This is a genomic window from Stenotrophomonas sp. TWI377, from assembly GCF_039674525.1.
In the GTDB taxonomy this organism is placed as follows: domain Bacteria; phylum Pseudomonadota; class Gammaproteobacteria; order Xanthomonadales; family Xanthomonadaceae; genus Stenotrophomonas.
The window spans coordinates 1-17568 of record NZ_JBDJNT010000004.1 but is presented as its reverse complement, the minus strand read 5'-3'; the positions used below and the strand labels follow the sequence as shown (position 1 = coordinate 17568).

Here is a 17568-nt window from a genome sequence, read left to right as displayed (position 1 = left end):
TGTTCCTTGTCGCCATGCCGGATCCCTTGAGACACCCGCAACACGCGGGGAGCCGGCCATTCTGACCCGGCAGGGGGCGCTCGTCAGCGGTTGGGTGGCTTCTTTCGCAGGCTGAGGACGACGATGGCGATCACCGCTGCGATAGCGACCGGGATGAGCATCAAGCCGACGATGATGATCCAATGGTAGATACTGAAACTGCCCATGCGTAAGACCTTCCGTTGGTTGCTTCAATCCTACTATCTTGTCAGTAGGCGGCATCGGGAACTGGGTGGTGGCGCCCATAAGCCGGAACGAACTCCCGCACGGCGCCTTTGGTCCCCGTGTCATTCGGCAGGTGTCGCGGTACCGGCGCCTTGCTAAAACATCCGTCAACCACCTCTCAGGCCATGGATGATGAAGCGACGCTACTCAATGCTGTGCGGCTGCCTGGTAACGCTGCTCCCCGCGGTTACGTACGCGGCTGTGGACCTTGCGGCGCTGGACAAGGACATGGTCGGCCCACGCACCGAGGTCCTCGTGCTGGGCAGCGTGCACCTGAGCGAGCACGAGGCCTTCGATCCCAAGGCGCTGGATCCGCTGCTGGACAGGCTGGCGGCCTTCAAGCCCGCCTACATCACCATCGAAGCCATCAGCGGCGAGCAGTGCGATCTGGCCAAGCGCCATGCGGCGGTCTACGGCGATGACTACTGCGCCAGCACGGACACCGCGAAGACGGCCACGGGATTGGAGGTGCCGGCGGCGATCGTACAGGTCAACAGGACGTTGGCGGCCTGGCCGGCTGCCCCCACCGCCGCGCAGCGTCGCCAACTGGCCGCCCTGTTCCTTGCCGCTGGCGAACGGGCGTCTGCCTACGTGCAGTGGCTGCAGCTGCCCGTGGCCGAGCGACGCGCGGGCGACGGCCTGGACGGCAGCCTCGTCGAGCTGCTCAAGCAGATTCAAACGCGCAAGAACGAGAGCTACCAGATCGCTGCGGTCCTGGCCGCGCGGCTCGGTCTGCAGCGCGTGTACGCCGTCGACGACCATACCGGTGACAATCACCAGATCGCCGACCGCAAGGCGTTCAGCGCGGCGCTCCAGCAGGCGTGGAGTGGGTATGGCCCCACGTTCGATGCCATGACGGAACGCGAAGCGGCCTTCATCGCGTCCAACGATCTGCTCTCGCTGTATCGCAGCGTCAACGATCCCGCGGCGCTGCAGGTGCTCGCCGAGTCCAACGTGCGCCCGACACTGGCCGCCGTGTCACCGCAGCACTACCCCCAGATCTGGGTGCAGGGCTGGGAAATCCGCAATCTGCGCATGGTCGCCAACATTCTCGAGGTTGTGCGTGACCACCCCGGTTCCCGCGTCCTGTCCATCGTCGGCGCTTCGCACAAGCCCTGGTTTGATGGCTGGCTGGGGCAGGTCTCGGGGGTGGATATCGTGGAGGCACAGGACGTTCTCAAGGAGTAGGAGGGCGCCGCAGCACCCTCCACGCTGCCTCAGAACCGATAGCCGACTTCCGCACCGACGATGCGCGGGCGGTCGATGGGACCGTAGTAGTTGCCGTCACGGCCGAACGCCAGGTTGTCGAAGATCAACCCGTTGATGCGCCGCTTGTTGGTCAGGTTGTCGACGTACACGCGCGTGCTCCACGGCCCGGTTTCATAGCCGAGCTGCACGCCGAGGATGGCCACAGCCGGCTGGTAGGCGCGATTGCGTTCGTCCAGCGCCATGCGGCCATTGAACGATGACTCCACGCGCGCGAACAGCCCGGAGCGGTGCTGGTAGCGTGCGGCAAGATACGCCGTGTACTTCGGAGTGAGTTTGACGTCGTTGCCGGCCAGGCTTCCATTGGCGCCGACGAACAGCTTGCGGTACTCGGCGTCCACGTAGCCCGCGTTGGCGGTCAGCGTCAGGCCTGGCAGCACCTCCAGCGCGCCTTCCAGCTCCACACCGCGCGAGCGGATGGACGCATCCGAGCCTACGTAGTCGGAGGAGATCGGCCGGCCGTTGGCATCGGTGGCCAGCTGGATTTCCTGCCAGTTGTCCGAGGTGATGTGGAACACCGCGCCACCGATATGCCCGCGCCCGCCGAGCACGTTCATCTTGAAGCCGAGCTCGTGGCTCCACATCATTTCCGATTCGTAGCGCAGCACTTTGTCGTTGACGACGTCGCTCTGCGCGGCCGCCAGATTGAAGCCGCCCGGAATGTAGCCCTTGGCGGATGCGGCGTAGAACGAGAGCGTGTCGCTGGCGTCGTAGCGCAGTGACACGCGTGGCAGCGTGGCAGTGAAGGTGTGTGCGAGCTCGGCATCGCGATAGAACACCAGGCCGCCCGGGCCCAGATCGAGCGTGCCTTCGCGCTGGCGGGTGGAGCGCTTGGCCTGCTCATGGCGCAGGCCAACGCTGGCGGTCAGTTTCGGCAGCGAGGGTGGGGTGTAGCTGGCCGTGCCGAACACGCTGTAGTCCTGGCCATCCGAGCCCTGCAGCGGAGCGAGGTCATAGCTGCCCAGGCCGCGCAACGGCGGGCCGACCAGCGTGCCCAGGATGGAGTCCTTGTGGTGCCGGTAGGTGGAGATGCCGGCGATGTAGGTCAGGGCCTGATCGCTGGGGGAGCTGAAGCGCAGCTCGCCGTTCCAGCTGTGCTGCTTGTCGTAGATGCGCCCGGCGAGGGCGGGCGTGGCGGTCATGTCGAAGTCGTAGCCGGCGGAGGTGTCCTCCTCTTGGCGGTAGGACAGGGCCGCATCCAGAGTGCCGCCGGACAATTGCCATTGCGCGCTGGTCCCGGCGACGGTTTCATTCTTGGTGGTGCGCTTTGGCGCATCGTTGATGTAGGTGAAGTCACCGGTACCACGGCCGCCGTTGTAGAGATCGCCATAGGTGCGGTTATACAGACCGACATCCACCGGCAGATATTCGTACTCGAACATCCCGGGTGCACGCGTGCCCAGGTGATAGGCGATCGCATTGATGGCCAGCGTATCGGTCGGCTCCCAGCGAAGTTTGCCCTGCAGGTAGGTTTCCTTGACCTTGCCTTTTACGCCATTGAACGGCGTGAGGTTCTTGAGGTGGCTGTCTTCGTCCGAGGCCATGAACGCCATCGAGCCGAACAACCGGTCGCTCTTGCCAAGCGCGCCGCCGAGGAAGCCATCCACGCTGCGGCCATGACCGTTGCTGAAGGAGGTCAGCCCGACATTGACCTCGCCCTCGGTGGTGGCCGACGGTGCGCGCGTGCGCACCAGCACCAGGCCGGATTCGCTGTTGGCACCGTACAGCGTGCCCTGTGGCCCGCGCAGGATCTCCACCGACTCCACATGGTTCAACACCGCGTTGCTCAGCTCGCGGAACGGAATGCCATCGATATAGACCGAGGCCCGGTTGACCAGAAACGGGTTGGACTCGATGCCGCGGATGGAGATGAACATGTCGCTGAGCTGACCCATCACGTTGAACTTCACGTTGGGGGCCAGCTTGTCCAGGTCGCGGAACTCGGTGACGTGCGCTTCTTTGAGGGCTTCGCGGTTGAGCACGGTGACCGACATGTCGCTCTTGAGGTACGGGGTAGCGCGTTTGCTGCCGGTTACTACGATGCCGTCCAGTTCGGTGGCCTTGGCGGCCGGGGTGGACTGGGCCTGGGCGGGCGCACTGGGCAGCAACTGAAGCGCGGCGAGCACGGCGCCGGCAAGTACAGCGTGTTTCACGAGGAGCCTCTGGGGTGGTGGCGCGCACCACGGTGATGGGGAGGAATTGCGAATGTTATTGTGTAACAATGAGGTGCTGCCGCTCCATTCCCGGCAGGGCGGATCCAGAACTGGACACCTGATGACCTCCGCCACTGCCACTGCCACTGCCACGCCAGCGACTGCCGTGGCTGCACGCGTGGCGGCCGAAAGCGGCGGTCCGCTGGACGCGTGCGTGGGCAATGCCGACGGCTCGGTGCTGATGCTTCGCCACACGTTCGCCGCGGCGCAGGGCACGATGGGTGAGGGCGGTGCGTTGCGCATCGGGCTGCTCACGGCGGGCGGCGGCACCCTGTATCAGCGCACGGCGCTCGGACGCATCGCGCAGCCTTGGCGCCCAGGCGCGTTCAATCTGGTGTTGCCGGACTGCCCGGGCGAATTCCGCAGCCCAGCGCTGGCGCTGCTGGGCCTGGCCATCGACGCGCGGCATCTGCAGGGGCACGACGTGCGCTTGGAGCAGCTGCATCGCGCAGCATCGGCGCTGCATGGGGACCCGGTGATCGCCTCGGTGATGGGGGCGCTATGGCACTGCGCTGAAGCGCATGCAGGCTCAGCCGCGTTCTTCGAGCACGGTGTCGATCTGGTGCTGAAGCGGTTGGCGGGACTTCCGGTTGCGTCGCCCCCGACGCGACGCGCGTTGTCGCCAGCGCACGTCAAGCGCGTGCAGGAACTGATCGATGCCCATCTCGGCGATGACATGGGCGTTGCCCGCATGGCGCAGGAAGTCGGGCAGGAAGCCAGTGGCTTCAGTCGTGGCTTCCGGCTGGCGACCGGCATGACGCCCTACGCGTACCTCACCTGGCGCCGGATGGAAGCGGCCAAGCCGATGCTGCTGGCCGGCCGCAGCGTCACCGAGGTCGCCCTGGCGATGGGCTATGCCAACCCCGGCAAGTTCGCCGCGGCGTTCCGGCGGGTGACCGGGCAGGCACCGTCGCGCTGGGCAGGCAACGCGCGAGGTGAACTGGCTGGCCATGTTTGAGGCCATCGGAGGACTGCGCTATCCTGCGCGCCGCTTTCGCTGCCCCGGCAGGACCCTTGTGATGACGCCACCCTGATACCGCGTTGACGACGCGCCGGCCCTTGCGCTGGCTCAGGGAGTGCTTTGTCTTCATCACACAACGCGCCGTGCGCATCGCCGGTGCGTGGAGTCTGTCCATGTCTGTGTCCTATCCGCTGCGCCAGCAATGGCTCGGCAACATCCGCGGTGATCTGCTGTCCGGCGCCGTGGTCGCCCTCGCGCTGATTCCCGAAGCGATCGCGTTTTCCATCATTGCCGGGGTCGACCCCAAGGTCGGTCTGTACGCTTCGTTCTGCATCGCGGTGGTCACCGCCATCGCCGGCGGCCGGCCGGGCATGATCTCCGCGGCCACCGGCGCGATGGCGCTGGTGATGGTCGATCTGGTCCGCGACCACGGCCTGCAGTATCTGCTGGCCGCGACGATCCTGGCCGGGCTGCTGCAGATCGTCGCCGGCGCGCTCAAGCTGGGTGCCCTGATGCGCTTCGTCTCGCGCTCGGTGATCACCGGCTTCGTCAACGCGTTGGCCATCCTGATCTTCCTTGCGCAGTTGCCCGAGCTGATCGGGATGCCATGGACGGTGTACGCCGTGTGCGCGGCCGGTCTGGCGATCATCTACCTGCTGCCGCTGCTGACCCGCGCGGTGCCTTCGCCGCTGGTGGCGATCGTGGTGCTCACCGGGCTGTCGATCTGGCTGGGCCTGGACATCCGCACCGTCGGCGACATGGGCGCGCTGCCGGACAGCCTGCCGACCTTCCTGCTCCCCGATGTGCCGCTCACCTGGGAGACCCTGCGCATCCTGCTGCCGGTCTCGGCCACGCTGGCGGTGGTGGGGCTGCTGGAGTCGATGATGACCGCGCAGATCGTGGAAGACATGACCGACACCCCCAGCCAGCGCAACCGTGAGTGCGCTGGGCAGGGCCTGGCCAACATCACCGCCGGGCTGTTCGGCGGCATGGGTGGCTGCGCGATGATCGGGCAGTCGGTGATCAATGTGTCCTCCGGCGGCCGTGGCCGGTTGTCCTGCCTGGTGGCGGGCGTGCTGTTGCTGCTGCTGGTGGTCTACGGCGCGGAGTGGGTCCGGCAGATTCCGATGGCCGTGCTGGTCGCGGTGATGATCATGGTCAGCATCGGCACCTTCCACTGGCGCTCGTTCGCCGAGGTCCGGCTGCATCCGAAAAGCTCCTCGGTGGTGATGCTGGGCACGGTGGTCGTCACCGTGGCCACGCACGATCTGGCCAAGGGGGTGCTGACCGGGGTGCTGCTGTCGGCGCTGTTCTTCGCCCGCAAGGTGGGCCGGATGCTGGACATCGCCGAGGCCGACACGGCCGATGGCACCCGGGTCTACACGGTCAGCGGGCAGGTGTTCTTCGCCTCGGCCGGGCAGTTCGCGGCGGCCTTCGACCTGCTGCATGTGCCTGAGCGCGTGACCATCGATCTGAGCGGCGCGCACTTCTGGGACCTCAGCGCAGTGGGCGCGCTGGAACGGGTGACCGGCAAACTGCGCGCACGCGGGGCGCAGGTGGAGGTGATTGGACTCAATGCGGCCAGCCAGACACTGGTGGAGCGCCTGGGACACGGCGACCGCAGCACGGGCGTTCACTGAACACGGTCAGGATTCGGCACTCAATATCGCTGGCATGACGCCGTTATCCAGCTGAGTCCCTTCTCTGGGCCGGTGCCGTCGCGGTGCCGGCAGGCGATATCTGCACAGGGCAGGGCAGTGGCATCGATCCCCGCTGGCCGCGCCGTGATTGCACCGCGCGCGTGCCGGCCCGCAATGGACTGCGTGTTTCCGTGGCGGCGCATGCGTGCGCCCGCCGGTATGCCCTTTTTCCGGAACCGCCCCCATGCCCGTGTCCCGCCCCACTGCTTCCAAGCGCCCTGGCAGCATCGCCAACCGACTGATGCTGGGTACGGCGTTGATCGCCATGCTCTGCTTCGGTGTCACCGCTGCCATCAGCTATCGCGAAGCCAGCGCGTCGCTGGTGGATGCCTCCCGCCACACCATGCAGAGCGAGGCCCAGGCCGAAGCGCTGCGGGTGAGTGGTGATCTCTCCAGTGCTTTCGCCACCAGCCAGGCGCTGGCGCAGAACCTGCTGGTGCAGCGCGCTGCGGGAACGCTGTCGCGGGCGACGGTGTCTGCGGTGATCCACCAGCAGGTGCAGGTGCACCCGGAATGGGTGGGCTTCGGCACGTTGTGGGAACCCGACGCCTTCGATGGCAAGGATGCCGAGTTCGTCGGCGCCGAGGCACACGATGATACCGGCCGGTTCATGAGCTACTGGGCCTGGCACGACGGCGCGCCGATGCAGGATGCGCTGACCGGCTATGACGTGCCCGGCGATGGCGACTGGTATCTCAAGCCGAAGGCGCTCAAGCGGCAGACCGTCGCCGAGCCCTACACCTACGAGATCGGCGGTCAGAAGGTGCTGATGACCACGCTGTCCACCCCGGTGATCGATGACGGCAGCTTCCTCGGGGTCGTGACGGTGGACTTCGCCCTGGCCGCATTGCAGAAGCACCTCGCCGCGCTGCGCCCGATGGGCGAAGGCCATGTGGAACTGATCTCGCCCGGCGGCATCGTCCTGGCCGCGAAGGACGCCAACGAGATCGGCAAGCGTCGCGAGGATGCGCTGACCACGCAGGTACTGGCGGCGGTCAAGGCAGACAAGACCTTTGATGCCTTCGAGCCGGATGCGGCAGGCAACGTGAAGACCTACGTGCCGCTGCGCATCGGCGGCAGCGAAGAGCATTTCGCGCTGGGTGTGATCGTGCCGCATGCGCTGATCACCGCGCAGGCACGTGCGCTGCTGTGGATCATCCTGGCCGTTGGCCTGGGCGCGGCACTGGTGCTTAGCGGCAGCGTGTACGTGCTGCTGCGCCGTCAGGCGATCCGTCCGTTGGCCGATGCCGTCCGCCTGTCCGCAGACGTGGCCGAGGGGCGTCTGGATACACCGCTGCCGCCCGCGCGCAATGACGAAGTCGGCCGCCTGCTCGAATCGATGCAGCGCCTGCGCAGCCAGCTGCGCGCAGTGATGGCCGCGCAGGGTGAGATGGCCCAGCGACATGAGGCGGGCGAGCTGAGTTACCGCATGGACGCGCAGACCTTCCCCGGCGAGTACGGCAAGATGGTGGAAGACACCAACCAGCTGGTGGGCGCCAACATCGCAGTCACCCGCCGTCTGGTCGAGGTGATGCAGCGCTACGCGGTCGGTGACCTGAGCCAGGACATGGACCGCCTGCCCGGCGAGCAGGCCGCTTTCACGGCTGCAATGGATACCACCAAGGCCAACCTGCGTGCCATCAATACCCAGATCGGGGATCTGGCCGGGGCGGCGGCGGTGGGTGATTTCAGCCAGCGTGGCGATGTGGTGCGCTTCGACCACGACTTCCGCGCGATGGTGGAAAACCTCAACACCATGATGCAGGTCAGCGATGACAACCTGCAGCAGATTTCCGCGCTGCTGCGCGCCATCGCCGCGGGTGATCTCACCGCACGCATGCGTGGTGAGTTCCATGGCGTGTTCGCCCGGATGCGTGACGATGCCGATACCACGGTGGCGCAGTTGACCGACATCGTCGGCCGGATCCAGCAGGCCACCGGCAGTATCAACCTCGCCGCCGGCGAGATCGCCGCGGGCAACAGCGACCTGTCGCGCCGCACCGAGCAGCAGGCTGCCAGCCTGGAAGAGACCGCCGCATCAATGGAGGAACTCACCTCCACGGTTCGCCAGAATGCCGACCACGCGGTGCAGGCCAACCAGCTCGCCGCCGGCGCTGCCGAGGTGGCTTCGCAGGGCGGTGTGGTGGTCGGCCAGGTGGTGACCACCATGGCGGGCATCGAGGCCTCGTCCAAGCGCATCGCCGAGATCATCTCGGTGATCGACGGCATCGCGTTCCAGACCAACATCCTGGCGCTGAACGCTGCGGTGGAAGCCGCGCGTGCCGGCGAACAGGGCCGCGGTTTCGCGGTGGTGGCCACGGAAGTCCGCGCACTGGCGCAGCGCTCCGCCGGGGCAGCCAAGGAAATCAAGACCTTGATCGACGACTCGGTCACTCAGGTCAGCGCGGGCTCGGCCCTGGTGCAGACCGCCGGCCGCACGATGGAAGAGATCGTCACCGGCGTGCGCCGGGTCAACGACATCATGGCCGAGATCTCGGCAGCTTCGAAGGAGCAGTCCGCCGGTATCGAACAGGTCAACCAGACCATCACCCAGATGGACGAGACCACCCAGCAGAATGCCGCGCTGGTGGAGGAAGCGACGGCGGCCGCGCGTGCGATGGAAGAGCAGGCGCAGCAGCTGGGCACGGCGGTGGCGATCTTCCGCCTGCAGGCCAGTGCGGCGGCGGGCACACCGGCGCGTCGTGCCACGCCCGCGCGGACCGCTGCGCGCGTGCCCGCAGCAGCAGTGGTCGGCGAGGACTGGCAGACCTTCTGATCCGGACCGGCGCGCCGGTGCCAACGGCGCGCCGGCAGGGCCGGTTCACCCGGTGCTCACCGCCGGGCATTGGTAATCGGCGCTATTCTGTTTGCCGATGGTGAGCACATGACCTCTCGTTCCGACCGGCTCGGCCTGACCGCGTTGACTGCCCTGGTGGTCGGATCGATGATCGGCGCCGGCATCTTCTCACTGCCACAGAACATCGCGCGCAGCGCCGGCCCGGGTGTGGCCTTGATCGGCTGGATGATCAGTGGCCTGGGCATGTTGATGCTGGCCTTCGTGTTCCAGAATCTGGCCAACCGCAAGCCCGAGCTGGATACCGGTATCTACGCGTACGCGCGCGCCGGGTTCGGCGATTACATCGGCTTTTCCGCGGCGTGGGGCTACTGGGTCTGCTCGCTGCTCGGCAACGTCAGCTACTTCGTGCTGATCTTCAGCGGCCTGGGCTATTTCGTGCCGGCCTTCGGCGAGGGCAATACCTGGCAGGCGGTGGCATGCGCCTCCGTGCTGCTGTGGGCGATGCACGCAATGATCCTGCGTGGCATCCGCCAGGCCGCCTTGGTGAATGCGGTCGTCACCGTCGCCAAGATCGTGCCGATCGTGGTGTTTCTGATCATCGCCGCCGTGGGCTTCAAGGCCGATATCTTCACCGGCGAGTTCTGGGGCACGGCCGAACTGGGCAGCCTGGGTGAGCAGCTGCGGGGCATGATGCTGATCACGGTCTGGGTGTTCATCGGCATCGAGGGTGCCAGCATCTACTCGCGGCGCGCGGCCAGGCGTTCGGATGTCGGGCGCGCGACGATCATCGGGTTTGTGTGCGTGCTTGCGCTGCTGATGCTGGTCAACCTGTTGTCGATGGGCGTGCTGCGCCAGGAAGCCCTGGCACAGGCGCGCAATCCCTCGATGGCCTTCGTGCTGGAGGCCATCGTCGGGCCCTGGGGCGCCACGTTGATCATCATCGGCATGATCGTCTCGGTGCTGGGGGCATTGCTGGCATGGGTGCTGCTGTGCGCCGAAGTGCTGTATGCGGCGGCGGGGGATGGCACGATGCCGGCGTTCCTCGGGCGCGAGAACGCACGACAGGTTCCCGCCAACGCGCTGTGGCTCACCAACGGGCTGATCCAGTTGTTTCTGATCATCACCCTGTTCAGTGCCGGCACCTACACCAGCCTGGTGCTGCTGGGCGCATCGATGAGCCTGGTGCCCTATCTGTTCTCGGCCGGTTACGGTGCATTGCTGGCGCTACGCGGGGAAACCTATGGCGGGCAACCCGGGCTGCGGGTCCGCGATCTGCTGGTGGCCGGTCTGGCCACGGTATACGCGCTGTGGCTGGTCTATGCCGGTGGCCTGTCACAGGTGCTGATGTCGGTGTTGCTGTACGCACCGGGCATCGCCATGTTCGCGGCCGCCAAGCACCAGCATGGGCAGCGGATATTCACCCGGGCGGAGCAGGTGATCGTGGCGGGCGTGATCGTCGTTGCCGGCTGGGCGGCGTGGGGTCTGTACCAGGGTGATCTACACCTGGCGTGAGCCCAACGGGATCGACTCAGCCCTCCCGATGGCCGCGCGCCTCCGGTTCGTTCAGCAGATCGATGGGTGTCTCAACACCGCGGCCGACGCTCCACAAAAAAGCCCGGTCAATGACCGGGCTCTTCATCCACGCCTGCGCGCTGCTTACCAGCGCATGCCGGCGAAGGGGTTCCAGCTGGTATCGCCCTTTACCTTTTCAAGGTAGTACGAATAGTTGGTGGTCAGCGCGATCAGCACCGACCAGGCCACACCGATCGCACGGCCGACCACGTCCGGCAGGAAGGCCACGACGACCATCAGCACCAGGGTGATGCCCAGGATCGTCAGCGCCTTGCGCCACATGCCCAGGATCAGCAGGTAGATCCAGCTGAAGAACAGGGCGAACAAGTTGAAGTTGACCTTGATCTTCTGGCCGAACGGCAGCGTCTTGTACGCGGCCTTGAAGGTCGGCGAATTGGGGGCGCCGTGCTGTTCGAAGAAGTTGAAGCGGAACTGCCACTTGGGGCTGTAGGGGGAAGCAGTGTTGGAATCCATATCCGAATTGTATGTTGAAAACGATTACATGATAGCCGCAAGCTCTTGATTAGCGCCAATTTTTCGACGCTTTGCACGCCCCCTGTCAGGGACTGCGCGCACCGTCACACATTCGTCCCGGTTTTCCGATAGGGTGCGCAATCCGCGCGGCCGGAAGCCCCGCGGGTAATGAGAAGTCAACGAGATGCCAGACCATGTCCATTGATGTGATGACCCCCGATCGCCCGCAAGCAGGGCCGCAGATCACCCCGTGCCCGGTTGCCACCCAGGCACAACACCTGCTTGCCCAGCTGCAGTTTTCGCAGGTGAGCGCCCGCGCGCTGTCGCGCCTGCCGGTAGACACCGACCTGGCCATCGCCGCTACCGTCGCCTGAGCCGCTGCCGCACCCCGTCAACGCTGCCGGCCCGCCCCCTCCAGGGCGAAAAACTGCGCACCACTGGCGGCGCTTCCTCCTGCCGAGGCCATGGGGACCGGCCGCGTTGCGGCAGGGGGCTGATCGCCGCCGCCCGCAAGATGAATGGGCAGAAGCCCATGGCACAGGGCCTGCGCGCCCTTGGCCGCGAGAGGGCCTCCACTTGTCTCGATCCAAAAGCTGAATGCGGAGAAATCCCCGGTCCGCCCTTCGCGCGCACCTTACATTTCGCGCCATAGACTGAGCCGCATTTTTCGTCTCAAGCGGTTTGGAGAGTTCGTGGGTTCCGGTAGTCACAGACATACGCTGCGTGCCGGTCTCCGGCCTGCGCCGACAGGACGAATGCGTGCCATCGTGTACGCCGGGCTCAGGATGCCCCTTTCCACACTTGGCACCCCCGGCCTGGCACGCCCTGCACAGGGACACCGCGCATGAGTACCCAGACCCTGAACGCCCTGCTGGATGCCGGCCGGGCGACGTTGCCGGCCGAGTCGCCGTTGCCGATGCCCGAGCAGTCCCTGCGCGAAGGGCAGCTGCAGGTTCCGCGCCAGCGCACCTCGCCGCGGATGATCGGGCTGCGCCGTTTCTACATCCTGGGCGGTACCGCAGCCATGACCATCGCCGCCAGCCGGATGATGTGGAAGGTGCTCGCCGTTGATGGCATCAGTGTGCTGGAAGCCTGCCTGCTGGTGCTGTTCGTGGGCCTGTTCGCCTGGATCGCGTTGTCCTTCGCCGGGGCCGTGGCCGGCTTCCTGACCGCGGTATTCGATCGGGGCTACAAGCTCGGCATCGACCCGGATGCGCCGCTGCCGACCGTGCATACGCGCACCGCGCTGCTGATGCCGACCTACAACGAAGATCCGCGCCGGTTGCTGGCCGGGTTGCAGGCGATCTACGAGTCGGTGGCCGAGACCGGCCAGCTGGCGAATTTCGATTTCTACGTGCTCAGCGATACCCGGCGCGATGACATCGGCCAGGCCGAGGAAGCGGCCTTCCACGCCCTGTGCGACGCGGTGGGCGGCCATGACCGCATCTTCTATCGTCGCCGCGGCGACAACGGTGGCCGCAAGGCCGGCAACATCGCCGACTGGGTCCGCCGTTTCGGTGGCGCCTATCCGCAGATGCTGATCCTGGACGCCGACAGCCTGATGACCGGCGACACCATCGTGCGCCTGGTCGCCGGCATGGAGCACAACCCGGATGTGGGGCTGATCCAGACCCTGCCGGCGGTGGTCGGCGGGCGCACGCTGTTTGCCCGCATGCAGCAGTTCGGTGGCCGCGTGTACGGCCCGGTGATCGGCCGCGGCGTGGCGTGGTGGCATGGCGCGGAGAGCAACTACTGGGGCCACAACGCCATCATCCGCACCCAGGCCTTCGCCGAGCAGGCCGGCCTGCCGTCGCTGCCGGGCAAGGAGCCGTTTGGTGGGCATGTGCTCAGCCACGATTTCGTCGAGGCCGCCCTGATGCGCCGCGGCGGCTGGGCCACCCACATGGTGCCGTACCTGAAAGGCAGCTACGAGGAAGGCCCCCCCACCCTGACCGACCTGCTGGTGCGCGATCGTCGCTGGTGCCAGGGCAACCTGCAGCACGCCAAGGTGGTCGGTTCCAAGGGCCTGCATTGGGTCAGCCGCATGCACATGCTGGTCGGCATCGGGCACTACTTCACTGCGCCGATGTGGGCGATGCTGATGTTGATCGGCATTGCGATCCCGCTGTTCCAGGGCGGCATCGACCTCAATGAAGTGCTGCATCTCTCGCCCGGCGTGTACTGGCGCCACCAGGACGAGACCCAGGTTATCCGCATGTTCGCCATCACCATGGTGGTGCTGCTTTCGCCCAAGGTGCTCGGCTATCTGGCGATGCTGCTGGAGCCGGTTGAACGCCGTGGCTGCGGTGGCACGATCCGCGCGTTCATCTCGATGCTGCTGGAAACCATCCTCGCCGCGCTGATGGCGCCGGTGGTGATGTACGTGCAGTCGCGCGGTGTGGCCGAAGTGCTGGCCGGCAAGGACTCGGGCTGGGACGCGCAGCAGCGCGACGATGGCGGCGTGTCCTGGTTGGCGCTGACGCGTGGCTACGGCGGGCTGAGTGTGTTCGGCCTGTTCATGGGCGCGCTGGCCTATGCGGTCTCGCCCTCGCTGGCCGCATGGATGGCACCGGTGGTGATCGGCATGGTGCTGGCGATTCCGGTGGTGGGCTTCACCTCCTCGCGCACCGCTGGCGTCTGGATGCACCGGTTGGGCCTGATGGAAATCCCGGAAGAATCGGCCCCGCCGAAGGTGCTGGTGCGCGCGGCCGAGCTGCGCCGTGCTGCGGCCGAGGCACATCCCGCCGGCTGATCACGGCCATCCAGGCATCGCCCCCATTGCGGTGGGCCGCGGTCATAATGCGGCTTGAACGTACTGGAGCCGCCTGATGCTGGATACCGTGGAAAACGAAACCGGCGCCGACCCGCAGTGGTCGGTGCTGTGGCTGCATGGCCTGGGTGCCGATGGCCATGACTTCGCCCCGATCGTGCCCGAACTGGTGCGCCCGCACTGGCCGGCGATCCGCTTCGTGTTCCCGCATGCGCCGGTGCAGCCGATCACGATCAACAACGGCGTGCCGATGCGCGCCTGGTATGACATCGTCAGCATGGATTTCCGTTCGCGCGCGGACAGCGCCGGGGTGGACGCCTCGATCGTGGAACTGGAACTGCTGATCGAGCGCGAGGTCGCCCGCGGCATTCCGGCCGAACGGATCCTGCTGGCCGGCTTCTCGCAGGGCGGGGCGGTGATCCTCAGCGCGCTGCTGCGTCGCACCCGTCCGCTGGCCGGGCTGATCGCACTGTCGACCTATCTGCCGGATCCGGCCAAGGCGGCTGCCGCGCGCGTGGCCGATGCCATCAGCGTGCCGGTGTTCATGGCCCATGGCACCCAGGATCCGGTGATCCCGGTAGCGATCGCCGAGCACACCGCGCAGACGCTGAGCGCGCTCGGCCTGCCGGTGCAGTGGCACACCTACACGATGGCCCACCAGGTCTGCGCCGAGGAGCTGCAGGCGCTGGGCGACTGGCTCGAGGCGCGCTTCGCCGCCTGACGCCATGAGCGACCCGCGCCAGCAGTCCTGGTTGCCCGAGCTGTGCCGCCTGCCGCGCCTGGCGGCAATGCTGGGGTTGGCCGAGCTGGTGGTTGTCGTAGTGGCGCTGGCCCCCGATGGCAGTCGCCACTGGACGCTGCCGGACTTCCTGTCCGCCAGCGGCTTCGCGTTGTGGCTGGCGCTGGCAGTGACGGTCAGCCTGTGCAGCGTGCGCGCGGTGCTCTCGCGCCTGCCCGAAGTGCCGGGCATGGTGCTGGTGGTGCTGATGACCGGGCTGATCGCCGGTGCGTGCGCGGCGATCGTGCATGCGCTGTACGGCGTGCTCGGCGGCAGCAGCTTTGCCCAGGCGGTCGGCTTCTGGCGGTTCACGTTGGGCAGTGCGGCGATCACCGCGCTGATCACTGCCCTGGCGCTGCGCTACTTCTACGTCAGCGACCGCGGCAGCGCGCAGATGCTGGCCAACGCACGGGCCCAGGCCGATGCATTGCAGGCGCGGATCCGGCCGCACTTCCTGTTCAACAGCATGAACCTGATCGCCAGCCTGCTGCGGCGTGATCCGGAGGTGGCCGAGCGCGCGGTGCTGGATCTGTCCGATCTTTTCCGCGCCGCGCTCGGTGCCGGCGATGGCGATTCCACCCTGCAGGCCGAGTGCGAACTGGCCGAGCGCTATCTCTCGATCGAATCGCTACGGCTGGGCGAACGCCTGAAAGTGATCTGGCTGCGCGACGAGCCGCTGCCTTGGTCGTTGCCGATGCCGCGGCTGGTACTGCAGCCGCTGGTCGAAAATGCCGTACTTCATGGCATCTCGCGGGTGCCCGCGGGCGGCACGATCGTGCTTGCACTGTCCAGTGACGGCACGAATCTGCGCATCCGCGTGCGCAACCCGGCGCCGGATCCGGCCACGCGCGGGCTGCCGCTCCTGCAGGGGGCCGGGCATGCACAACGCAACATTGCCCATCGCCTGGCCTGGCGCTTCGGCCCGGCCGCCCGGATGACGGGGGCGTGGGCCGACGGCTACTATGCTTGCGAAATCACGGTCCCGGTCCAGTGAGGAAACTGTCTTGAAGGTGGTGATCGCCGACGACGAACCGCTGGCCCGCGAGCGCCTGCGCTCCCTGCTCGCTGACCAGGCCGGCATCGAGGTGGTGGCCGAGGCCGAGAACGGCGAACAGGCGCTGCACGCCTGCGCCGAGCTGCAACCGGACCTGGTCCTGCTCGACATCGCCATGCCCGGCCTGGACGGGCTGGAAGCCGCGCGCCATCTGGCCACCTTCGAGCCACGCCCGGCGGTGGTGTTCTGCACCGCATACGACGCGCATGCGCTGTCCGCGTTCGAGGCGGCCGCCATCGACTACCTGATGAAACCGGTGCGCCCCGAGCGCCTGGCGGCCGCGCTGGAGCGTGCGCGCACCTTCCTCGCCGGCCGCAGTGGCCCGGCGACCGCCGCCAGCCAGCAGGCGCGTACCCTGCTGTGCGCGCGCCTGCGCGGCAGCCTGCGGCTGATCCCGGTCGAGGACATCCACTACCTGCAGGCCGAAGAAAAATACGTCGTGGTGCACCACGCCCGCGGCGAAGACCTGCTGGAAGAGTCGCTGAAGTCGCTGGAAGAGGAATTCGGCAACCGCTTCGTGCGCATCCACCGCAATTGCCTGGTTGCCCGGCACGAACTGGTCGAGCTGCGACGAAATGGCGCAGGCCAGGTCCAGGCGGTATTGCGGCATGGCCACGGGCCGCTGGAAGTCAGCCGCCGTTGCGTGGCCAGCCTCAAGCAGGATCTCAAGTACCTCTAAGTGCGGGTGCGCCCGACCGTTGGTCGATACGCCCCTGTGCGTCGATAATGGCGCCATGAAGACCCTGCGCATCGCCACCCGAAAGAGCCCGCTTGCCCTGTGGCAGAGCGAATATGTTGCCGACCGCCTGCGCCAGGCGCATCCCGGTCTGGACGTGGTGCTGGTCCCGATGAGCACGCGCGGCGACGAGGTGCTGGATCGTTCGCTCGCCGCGATCGGCGGCAAGGGCCTGTTCCTGAAGGAACTGGAACTGGCCATGCTGCGTGGCGAAGCGGACTGTGCCGTGCACTCGCTCAAGGACGTGCCGATGGAGCTGGACGCGCCGTTCGCGCTGCCGGCGATGCTGACCCGTCATGACGCGGCCGATGGTTTCATCTCCAATCTGTACGCCTCGCTGGACGCGCTGCCGATCGGCGCGCGGGTAGGCACCTCGTCGCTGCGCCGCCAGGCCCAGCTGCGCGCGCTGCGCCCGGACCTGGAGCTGCAGGACCTGCGCGGCAACGTCAACACGCGCCTGGCCAAGCTGGACAACGGCGGCTACGACGCGATCGTGCTGGCCGTGGCGGGGCTGGAGCGGCTCGGCCTGGGCCACCGCATCGTGGCGCGCCTGGCGGCACCGGACTGGTTGCCGGCCCCGGCGCAGGGCGCGGTGACGGTGGAATGCAACGGTGAGGACGCGGCGGTGATGGGCCTGTTCGCGGCGCTGGACGATGCAGACACACGTGCCTGCGTGGAAGCCGAGCGCGCCATGAACCGTGCACTGCACGGCAGTTGCCACGTGCCGGTGGCCGGGTTCGCGCAATGGGAAGGCGAGAACCTGTTCCTGCAGGGCCTGGTCGGCGGGGTCGCCGATGGCCGCATCGTGCGCGCGGAAGCGCGTGGCCCGGCCAGTGATCCGGAGACGCTGGGCCAGCGCGTGGCGCGTGGCCTGCTGGATGCCGGTGCCGGGGAACTGCTCGCGGTGTAGTGGCCGGGGGGGGGGGCCGTACCCCGACACACAGCCGGCCCCCCAATCCCCCCCACCCCCCCCCAACCCAGAC

General features: G+C 67.1%; 14 protein-coding genes. 11 read left to right on the top strand and 3 right to left on the bottom strand.

From position 1 onward, the window contains the following. Positions 1–83 precede the first annotated feature (83 nt). Entirely contained in the window at positions 84–206 is a 123-nt protein-coding gene (locus ABE546_RS05745; RefSeq protein ID WP_302476396.1) for a hypothetical protein, read from the bottom strand. Between the two features lie 208 nt (positions 207–414). Here ABE546_RS05745 and ABE546_RS05740 point away from each other — a divergent pair, with 208 nt between their 5' ends. Then, a complete protein-coding gene (locus ABE546_RS05740) occupies positions 415–1452 on the top strand; it encodes a DUF5694 domain-containing protein (RefSeq protein WP_346462992.1) in 1038 nt (345 codons plus the stop codon). Positions 1453–1481: 29 nt separating this feature from the next. Here the strand turns inward: ABE546_RS05740 and ABE546_RS05735 are convergent, their stop codons facing one another. Then, positions 1482–3683 carry a TonB-dependent receptor gene (locus tag ABE546_RS05735; RefSeq protein ID WP_346462921.1) on the bottom strand — a complete coding sequence of 734 codons (2202 nt, stop codon included), beginning with the start codon at positions 3681–3683 and terminating at the stop codon, positions 1482–1484. A gap of 121 nt (positions 3684–3804) precedes the next feature. Between ABE546_RS05735 and ABE546_RS05730 the strand changes: the two genes are divergently transcribed. From ABE546_RS05730 to arcD, 4 genes are all read left to right on the top strand, one after another. Beyond that, a complete protein-coding gene (locus tag ABE546_RS05730; protein ID WP_346462920.1) occupies positions 3805–4701 on the top strand; it encodes an AraC family transcriptional regulator in 897 nt (298 codons plus the stop codon). A 176-nt stretch (positions 4702–4877) separates the two neighbouring features. Continuing rightward, on the top strand, positions 4878–6344 hold the full coding sequence (locus ABE546_RS05725; RefSeq protein WP_346462919.1) for a SulP family inorganic anion transporter: 1467 nt from the start codon (positions 4878–4880) through the stop codon (positions 6342–6344). Between the two features lie 244 nt (positions 6345–6588). Next, positions 6589–9180 carry a methyl-accepting chemotaxis protein gene (locus tag ABE546_RS05720; protein WP_346462918.1) on the top strand — a complete coding sequence of 864 codons (2592 nt, stop codon included), beginning with the start codon at positions 6589–6591 and terminating at the stop codon, positions 9178–9180. Positions 9181–9288: 108 nt separating this feature from the next. Continuing rightward, a complete protein-coding gene (gene arcD / locus ABE546_RS05715; protein WP_313209084.1) occupies positions 9289–10713 on the top strand; it encodes an arginine-ornithine antiporter in 1425 nt (474 codons plus the stop codon). Between the two features lie 144 nt (positions 10714–10857). Here the strand turns inward: arcD and ABE546_RS05710 are convergent, their stop codons facing one another. Continuing rightward, positions 10858–11247 carry a DUF2628 domain-containing protein gene (locus tag ABE546_RS05710; RefSeq protein ID WP_313209085.1) on the bottom strand — a complete coding sequence of 130 codons (390 nt, stop codon included), beginning with the start codon at positions 11245–11247 and terminating at the stop codon, positions 10858–10860. A gap of 194 nt (positions 11248–11441) precedes the next feature. Between ABE546_RS05710 and ABE546_RS05705 the strand changes: the two genes are divergently transcribed. From ABE546_RS05705 to hemC, 6 genes are all read left to right on the top strand, one after another. After that, a complete protein-coding gene (locus ABE546_RS05705) occupies positions 11442–11621 on the top strand; it encodes a hypothetical protein (RefSeq protein WP_313209086.1) in 180 nt (59 codons plus the stop codon). 470 nt (positions 11622–12091) lie between these two features. Then, positions 12092–13999: a glucans biosynthesis glucosyltransferase MdoH gene (gene mdoH / locus ABE546_RS05700; RefSeq protein WP_313209087.1), complete on the top strand. Its 1908-nt coding sequence runs from the start codon at positions 12092–12094 to the stop codon at positions 13997–13999. A 73-nt stretch (positions 14000–14072) separates the two neighbouring features. After that, positions 14073–14738, top strand: coding sequence for a dienelactone hydrolase family protein (locus ABE546_RS05695; protein ID WP_282257418.1), 666 nt, complete (start codon positions 14073–14075; stop codon positions 14736–14738). Positions 14739–14742: 4 nt separating this feature from the next. Further along, positions 14743–15789: a histidine kinase gene (locus ABE546_RS05690; RefSeq protein ID WP_313219528.1), complete on the top strand. Its 1047-nt coding sequence runs from the start codon at positions 14743–14745 to the stop codon at positions 15787–15789. A 10-nt stretch (positions 15790–15799) separates the two neighbouring features. Beyond that, on the top strand, positions 15800–16528 hold the full coding sequence (locus ABE546_RS05685; protein ID WP_313219529.1) for a LytTR family DNA-binding domain-containing protein: 729 nt from the start codon (positions 15800–15802) through the stop codon (positions 16526–16528). Positions 16529–16583: 55 nt separating this feature from the next. Next, positions 16584–17495 (top strand): hydroxymethylbilane synthase, encoded by a 912-nt coding sequence (gene hemC, locus ABE546_RS05680; RefSeq protein WP_346462917.1) that lies wholly within the window; start codon positions 16584–16586, stop codon positions 17493–17495. The last annotated feature ends 73 nt before the right edge of the window (positions 17496–17568 follow it).

Bases quoted from the DNA above. Each gene is read 5' to 3' on its own strand.
- ABE546_RS05745 (WP_302476396.1), bottom strand. From the start codon at position 206: ATGGGCAGTTTCAGTATCTACCATTGGATCATCATCGTCGGCTTGATG.
- ABE546_RS05740 (WP_346462992.1), top strand. From the start codon at position 415: ATGCTGTGCGGCTGCCTGGTAACGCTGCTCCCCGCGGTTACGTACGCG.
- ABE546_RS05730 (WP_346462920.1), top strand. From the start codon at position 3,805: ATGACCTCCGCCACTGCCACTGCCACTGCCACGCCAGCGACTGCCGTG.
- ABE546_RS05725 (WP_346462919.1), top strand. From the start codon at position 4,878: ATGTCTGTGTCCTATCCGCTGCGCCAGCAATGGCTCGGCAACATCCGC.
- ABE546_RS05720 (WP_346462918.1), top strand. From the start codon at position 6,589: ATGCCCGTGTCCCGCCCCACTGCTTCCAAGCGCCCTGGCAGCATCGCC.
- arcD (WP_313209084.1), top strand. From the start codon at position 9,289: ATGACCTCTCGTTCCGACCGGCTCGGCCTGACCGCGTTGACTGCCCTG.
- ABE546_RS05710 (WP_313209085.1), bottom strand. From the start codon at position 11,247: ATGGATTCCAACACTGCTTCCCCCTACAGCCCCAAGTGGCAGTTCCGC.
- ABE546_RS05705 (WP_313209086.1), top strand. From the start codon at position 11,442: ATGTCCATTGATGTGATGACCCCCGATCGCCCGCAAGCAGGGCCGCAG.
- mdoH (WP_313209087.1), top strand. From the start codon at position 12,092: ATGAGTACCCAGACCCTGAACGCCCTGCTGGATGCCGGCCGGGCGACG.
- ABE546_RS05690 (WP_313219528.1), top strand. From the start codon at position 14,743: ATGAGCGACCCGCGCCAGCAGTCCTGGTTGCCCGAGCTGTGCCGCCTG.
- hemC (WP_346462917.1), top strand. From the start codon at position 16,584: ATGAAGACCCTGCGCATCGCCACCCGAAAGAGCCCGCTTGCCCTGTGG.